Here is an 8,305-nt window from a genome sequence, read left to right on the forward strand (position 1 = left end):
AATCAAGAGCTGACCCTGGATGTAAGTGACCTCAACCAGGGCGTCTACCTGCTCAACTTCATCGACACAGAAAAATCTGGGTCCAAGACGATTGTTTCACACAAGATTTTTATCCGACGAGATTAAAATATAGTACAGGCGAATTGAATTAAGTTTGATTACTATCACCAAAAAGGCTCATGGCAAATGCAGTGAGCCTTTTTTTGTGGTTTATAGGTATTAGTACCACACAATGGTCGATTTCGATACCTTAAATTAATTGAAAACGTAACAAGCAGAAAATCAATGAATTGTAAAAACTACCCACCCGGGTAGGAGCAGAACTATCCCATGGGGTTAGGTAGGTTTTCCCATGAATTGAAGACTTTCACTGGCATAATCGCTCTAAAATTATTTATGCTATGAAATTCAATAACCGATCGAGAGTTTGGTACGACTCTCTCCAATTTGCTCGAACTAATACGTTCAAATTGATATGTACAATACTTCTCTGTTTTGTGGGAAGTCTAACTACCAATGGTCAAAACATACTCAGTCAGTTTGAAAATTTTAATACTGACGGCACCATAAATACCATGTTGCATGACGAACAAAATGACATTCTATATGTAGGTGGAAAGTTTACACATCTGGGTCAGATGTTTCAAAATGGTGCCGCTGCCAACCTTAGTACGGGTAGCGTTTCCATTACGTATCCACGAATAAATGGAAAGATTAACGCAGCCATCTCGGACGGGTCAGGTGGATTTTTTATAGGAGGTGCGTTTACAGAAGTTGGAGGAGTTACAAGAACCTCTTTTGCCCATATCAACAGTTCGGGTACAGTTACCAACTTGGCACTTAATACCACTGGAGGGTACATTAATACATTGGTTCTTGACGGGACGGTACTTTATTTGGGGGGATCATTCAGTAGTATTGGCGGAGAGTCATTGCGATATCTGGCTGCTTATGACTTGTCTACAGAGTCTTTTGTGAATTGGACTCCTGTACTGAACAGCACTGTAAATGCAATGGCTGTAAGCGGAAGTACGCTTTATGTCGGCGGAGGATTCAGCACGGTGGACGAGGAAGCTAGATCAAATATAGCTGCTTATAATACTACTACATATGAGTTGACTACCTGGGCACCTGATGTGAACAGCACGGTGCGAGCAATTGCTACAGATGGAACAGAGGTGTTTTTGGCCGGCCATTTTAATACCATCAATGGTGTTTCTACTGGAACTGTTGCTTCAGTTTACGCTTCGGATGGTACAACTAATACCAATTGGTCATTTAATCAATCGAGTGTAATAACAGCACTTTTGGTAGATGGTGGTACCCTTTATGTAGGTGGTGGATTTTCATCGATTAGCGGTGTGAACAGAAGAGGTTTGGCATCCTTCGATATTACTAACGCTACGATAAATACCTGGGATCCTACCGTACTGGGAACTGTCCGGGATTTGGCCATTTCAGGATCTACAATTTACGCGGCAGGGGGAGTAACTTCTGTAGGTGGAGAGCCCCAAAAATCTGTAGCAGCCATTAACACAAGCACTGGTGCTCTAGAGGCATGGAACCCGGGTGCGGCAGGTTCTGCGTATGCCGTTGCGGTATCTGGTACGGATGTATTTGTTGGAGGAGAACTTTCAGCAATTGGTGGTGAGGCCAGGACAAGTCTTGCTGCTATTGACATGACCAATGGAGACATACTGGCCTGGAATCCATCTATCGATAAAGATGGATTTATCACCAAATTGCTTAAAGAAGGGAGTTCGATATTTATAGGAGGGTATTTTGATGAGATCAACGGAGTTTCCAAGCCGAATCTCGGTTTGGTGACAACTACGGGCACCCTTTCATCATGGAGTCCTAATCCGAATAATGGAGTGGAGGACTTACTCATTGATGGTTCAAATTTATACGCATCAGGGGCATTTACTACAATCGGAGGGATTTCACATTCCTATATTGCGGCCTTCAATAAGAGTACCGGCAACATAGATTCAGGTTGGAATCCGGCAGCCGATGGAGTTGTTCGCGAGATGGAATTTGGCAACAATACCATTTATGTTGGAGGTAGTTTCAGTTCCATAGGAGGACAAACCAGGAACGATCTGGCGGAAATTAACATCAGCGATGGATTGGCGACAGCATGGGCTCCTGATACTGATGGGGATATTTATACTTTAGAAATTGCAGAATCAGGATTGGTGTACGTAGGTGGTTGGTTTACCACGGTAGGCTCCCAATCCAGATCGCATATTGCGTCAATCGACCCGGATACCGGTATTCCGACAGATTGGGCACCTTTGTCTTCTGCGCGTGTGAGTAGTATGGCCATAAATGCAGGAGTGGTTTACGCCCGTGGGACTTTTTCTACTACTACCTCAGGTACATCCACCGATGTTGCAGTTATAAATGAAACATCCGGTAGGATTGAAGAGTGGATAGTAGATGCTTCTTTACCGTATTGGTCGGATATTTATGTGGATGATTACAACGTATATCTAGCCAGCAGCTCATTTTATCAGTCTGATGGAAATGTTAATGGATTTGTTGCTTATGAGCGATTTCCTGCAGCTCCACTTGATATTTCACTTAGTAATAACACGATAAGTGAAAATGATTCTAAAAATCCAGTTGGTGAATTTACTACTTCAGATGATAGTGGTGATACGCAAACATATAAGCTAGTTTCTGGTGAGCGAGATGAAGGCAATGATTTGTTTGAGATTGTGGGTACAAACTTGTACGCTATAGATCCTTTAGACTATGAAACCACTCCTGTTACATCAGTTAGAGTAAGAGCTACTGATCAGCATGGATATTATTTTGAAAAATATTTTGGGATTACGATTACCAATTTGATTGAAAAGGGTACCGACATCCTGTCATTTAGTTTCCCCGAACAAACCACACCGGCGGTTATCAATTCTACAGATCATACAGTTTCAATTAATGTAGCCCCAGGAACAGACGTTACGTCGTTGCTTGCTGCTGTAGAAGTAAGCTCTGGGGGGTCTTATTCACCCAATACAGCTCAGGATTTTTCAAGCCCGGTCAATTTTACAGTCACCTCAGAATCCGGCATAGATCAGGTTTGGGAGGTATCAGTCACGGACAAGCTTGGCGGAAACTACCTGGTTGGGTCTGGTGGAGATTTCAGCACTTTATCTGAAGCATTTGACTCGCTGGAATCTATTGGCATTGCCGCAGATGTAGAGCTGCAAATCATGGATGGTCATGTGGAAGTAGGCAACTTTTTTGAAAACCTCACCCGATACACAGGTAGCGATCAGTACACCACCACTATCACAGTAGCCGATGGAGCCACGGCCGCTTCGGTTCAATACTATTCATTGTACTTAAAAGGGGTTCAAAACCTGATTCTTGATGGAAAAGATGTGTTATCCATTAAGTCTGTTTCTACCAACTACAACCTCATCATTGAGGATGATGATGCGACGAACACAGCAGAAAACATCGAAGTGAAGAACATGGTAGCCCATTATGGAAAGCGATTTGTGGAAGCCAGAGAAGTCAACTTTATCAGTATTCATGATAATGATATTGTATTAGATGATGCATCTAGCCCGGTAATATCCATCACCAATACCTGTACAAATGCGGATGTCTACAACAATTCATTTTTGTTGACCAATATAGATAGGGTAACAGCTATTTCCGTCAGAAATACTGGTGTGGCCAATGTCTATAACAATGCCATTTCTGCTGCTGGGGAACATGGTACTGGATTATTTATTCAGCCATCTGGCTCCGCCAATGTTTTTCACAATACCATTTTTCTAAATGTTTCCTATGCCTATGACAAGTCTTATGGAGTGGGGGTTTATGGTACAGGGGTGATGGACATTCGCAACAATATTTTCCAAATGGAAGGCGAAGGAGAGATGCAAGCATTCTATATTCATGCTTCTGCCAATACCAATGATTTGACTTTTACAGCAAATAATTTCTACCTGCCATTTGCTAACTCCCTGCAAAGCTATGGACTGGGGAATGATAATACTGAAGCGGCCCAATGGGAGACGTTCATTACAGCGTACCCCGGCCATACCAAACATGACGTGGATTTTGTAGATGTCGCTAATGGAGATTTGAACTTATCCGGGCCATCTTTAGCTGCGGGAGCTTTGCGTGGGGTGCTGGTGGGCGTTCCAAAGGATATCGCAGGTACCAGTAGAAGTACTCAGGGACCTTCATTGGGAGCGTATGAGTATGCCAATATCGCTACAGATATCATGTCGTTCTCGGTGCCTGAGCAAGCCATTTCTTCTGTTATAGACTATGACAACCATACCGTGGAGGTAGTTCTCAACTCAGACGATCCCACTACCCAGGTCCCTACATTTACCGTGAATCATGGAGCGACTGTTAGTCCGGCTAGTGGCGTTTCTCAGGACTTTTCCAGTACAGTGACCTATACGGTCACCAGCGAAACCGGAGCAACCCAGGACTGGGCGGCTTCCTCGCGGCTGGTAAATACGGAAGCCAATATTCTTTCGTTTGCTCTGGAGAGCCAAACAGGTCCGGCAGTGATAGACGTAGCGAATAAGACGGTCACAGTAGAGGTAGAGGAGAATGCTGCGGCCAACTTAACTGCTACCTACACGCTCACTGAGGGAGCCACCTGGAACTATGGGCCTAAATCAGGAGCGGCATACAGTTACACTTCCAGTACGGCTAATCTGGGACTTATAGCAGAGGATGGTACATCTTCCTTATGGACCATCCAGATATTAAAACCGGCAATAGCTGGAGGGACTTATACCGTAGGTACAGGCGGGGATTATGAAACACTGAAAGAGGCCGCTTTGGAGCTGAGTTGGAGAGGTGCCACGAGCCCTGTAAATCTGGAGTTGCTTCAGACGCAGACCACAGCGAGCAATCAAACGGCGGTATTTGCGGAACCTGCCAATGGCGCCACATTCGAGTTAAGCATCTATCCAGCGAGCGGCGTGTCGGATGTCACCGTAGGAGAATTTATCGATATTAATGGTTTTGATAGCCTTACTATAGATGGTAAAGGTGAATTGACTTTGACTACCGAATATTTTTCCACTGGTTACCCCATAGATATTCATGGAGCGGATCACATCACCATTAAGAATGTGACTGCATTGTGCTCAAGTGGGATAGTCATTGCCAACAACTCTTCAAACATACTTGTGGATAGTTGTTTGGTGAAGCCAATTGAGGTGGTTTCTGGTCAGCGAAGAGGAATCTATATCGCAAGTTCCAATGACCATGTGACCATCCGTAACAATACCTTCTTCTATGATGCAGTGGTAGATGGCACCTATCTGACGGTAGCAGAGGTATCTGGAGACAGTCTCGAATTTTATAACAATGTCATTTATGCTAATCCCACTGGGGCAGTATCTGTGATTGGAATCAAGGCTGGGATCTATCAAACAGCTCTGATCAGTCACAATACCATTTTAATAGAAGGTACTGGAGATGGAGACGAATACCTCACCGGCTTATACGCTTATGGAAGCGGTGATAAAGGCACGTGTAGCAACAACATCATTGCCGTGACGCGTGATGCAGGCATACGATCGGCCATAGGCATGGACTGGGGAGGCCTGGGCATGACCAATCTCTCTGATAACAACATCTACCTGCCAGACAATGGACATACAAGAGTACCAATAGAAGTAGCTGGAGTCAACTATGATGAAACTGACTATGAGACCTTAGGCTTGACGGGAATGACTTTTGAAGCACCGGTATTCTCGGATTTGTCTACCATGGATTTCTCTCTGTCTTCATTCAGTCTTACTTCAGAAGCTTTTCGGGGAACCCCACTATCGGTGGTTAGCACGGATATTGAAGGAACAGCACGCAGTACTCATGCTCCAGCCAAAGGTGCTTACGAACATGCTAACACCTTCACAACGCTTTTGGCATTTGACGTGGCGGGTCAGGTAGGAGGTGAAGTGATTTCAGGCAATAGCATAGCCATCGATGTGGAAGCAGGTACAGATGTCACCATGCTGCAGCCCACCATTACCGTATATCCCGGAGCTTCTGTGAGCCCGGCTAGTGGAGCTACTGTAGACTTTACCGATCCCGTGGATTTTACTGTGACCGCTGAAGCTGGAAATACCGAAGTTTATACGGTGACGGTGACCGTAGTAAATGGAAGCCCTACCTCCGTGACCCCTTCAAATACATTGGTAAATGAAAATGCCGGACCAGATGCCCCGGTGGCCGTTATGCTTACCCAGGATCCAAACACTGGAGATACGCATACTTACCAGCTGGTAAGTGGTCCCGACGATACCGATAACAACGCATTTTACCTGGATGGTAACTTGCTCAAGGCTCACAACTCTTTCAATCATGAATTCAAAGATGCTTATAGCATTCGTTTTCGATCTACAGATCAGGATGGATTATATGTTGAGGGTACTTCCACCATTACCGTGGCAGATGTCACGGAGGCCCCAACAGACCTCTCTTTAGACAATCAATCGATCACCGAAAACAACAATGTAGACGCACTAATTGGGGCATTCTCAGCCACGGATGAAGATTCTGGTGAGACCTATGCTTTCACTCTGGAGGATCAGGCCACTTACCCTGACAACACTTCTTTTGACATAGTAAATGGAGAACTGCGCGCTGCGGAGACTTTTGACTATGAGTCTAAAAACGCCTATACCATCTATGTGCAGGTAAGCGATGGCACCTATACCTATGCGAAGGAGTTGGTGATCAACATTGTAGATGAGCCTAATGAATCCCTGATCTGGAATGGTACCAGCTGGGAAAACGGGACACCAGGAGCAGGATCTGATGATGTGGTGATAGCGGGAGATTACATCACTTCTGTACATGGAGCTATAGATGTGAAAAGCATCACCATCAACCCCGGATATACCTATACCGTGTCACCCGGAGATCAACTGTATGTGGTAACGGACATTACCAACAATGGCTCGCTTGTCATTGAATCAGGGGCTGATCTGATGAGCTTCGAGACCGGCACTTTTACCGGAAATGATGCGATCATTAAGCGAAACACGCGCTATGCAGACGGTAGGTATAGTTTTGTGGGTACGCCCGTGCAGCAGACAGCCAGCGTAACCAATACCACGATAGGGTCACATGTCTATGCTTATGATGAAAGTCAGGCGTATGATCCAGGCGACGGGATTAACCGATGGGTCGCCATGAGTGGGGAGTTGGTACCGGGTGTCGGGTATACGCAGGCCATGCAGCAGGAGATCATCTTCGAGGGTATTCCCAATGTAAGCGCAGTGACCGTCAATGGCACGTATACCGGAGACTACAATGATGGGGTCAATGAAGAAACCGAAGGATGGGTTTTTGTGTCCAACCCCTATACCACGGCGATTGATGTGGCGGACTTCTTGAGTGCAAATACAAATCTTGAGGGAGCGGTCTACATCTGGGATGACAATGGCTCTGACAATGGGCGTGGCACTAATTCCGATTACATCATTGCGAATGGAACAGTAGCCACCAACACCACTCCGGCGGGCGGTCAGACCCGTTACAACCAGAACCTGGGCTCTGCACAGGGGTTCTTTGTAAAACTGGCCGATGATCTGGATACGGAAGTTGCCTTTGCTCCAGACATGCGCGTGACAGGGAGCAATGGCGATGGTCACTTCTTTAGAACCGCGAGCACTCCGGCGTACGTACGTGTAAACCTGACCAACGAATCTGGGTTATTCAAACAAGCCATCGTGGGTAGAATAGCAGGTATTAGCGATAACGAGCTAGACAGAAGCTTTGACGCAAAGGTCTTCAGCACCCAGGCTGCCGATCTGATCTATACCCTGAAAGGAGAACACGCACTGGCCATTCAGGGCATGAGTTACGAGCGTGAGTCAGTGGAGTTGGCTTATCATGTAGCTGCTGCGGGCATGTATACTTTGTCGCTAGACCTCACAAACGCCCAGGGCGAGACCTTCTACCTGTGGGACAAGCTGACTGCTAAGACTGTTGATCTAAGCATGGAAAGCTACCGTTTTCACTCGGCGGCCGGACAGTTTGCGGAGCGCTTTGAGCTCGTGTCCAGTGCCAGTGTACTCCACCTTAATGCTCAGCCAATTCAGGTTTATGCCCATGAAAGTACCATCTACATCAACCTACCGAAGGGAGAAGAAAGAACCTTCCAGCTGATGAGTCTGGATGGTCAGCAACTATTGAGTAAGGTGCTAACCGCATCCTCCAAAATAGAGACGAACCTGCCGGCTGGGGTCTATATCCTCACCGACGGAGCACAAGCACATAAAATCATTTTGAAGTAACACTCCAA

General features: G+C 45.8%; 1 protein-coding gene. It reads left to right on the plus strand.

Features of this window, described 5'->3' with window-relative positions; genetic code table 11:
• The first annotated feature begins 497 nt into the window (after positions 1 to 497).
• Positions 498 to 8,297 (plus strand): DUF5018 domain-containing protein, encoded by a 7,800-nt coding sequence (locus tag C7460_RS07035; protein WP_170147919.1) that lies wholly within the window; start codon positions 498 to 500, stop codon positions 8,295 to 8,297.
• The last annotated feature ends 8 nt before the right edge of the window (positions 8,298 to 8,305 follow it).

It is taken from the genome of Marinoscillum furvescens DSM 4134 (assembly GCF_003386095.1).
Taxonomy (GTDB): domain Bacteria; phylum Bacteroidota; class Bacteroidia; order Cytophagales; family Cyclobacteriaceae; genus Marinoscillum; species Marinoscillum furvescens.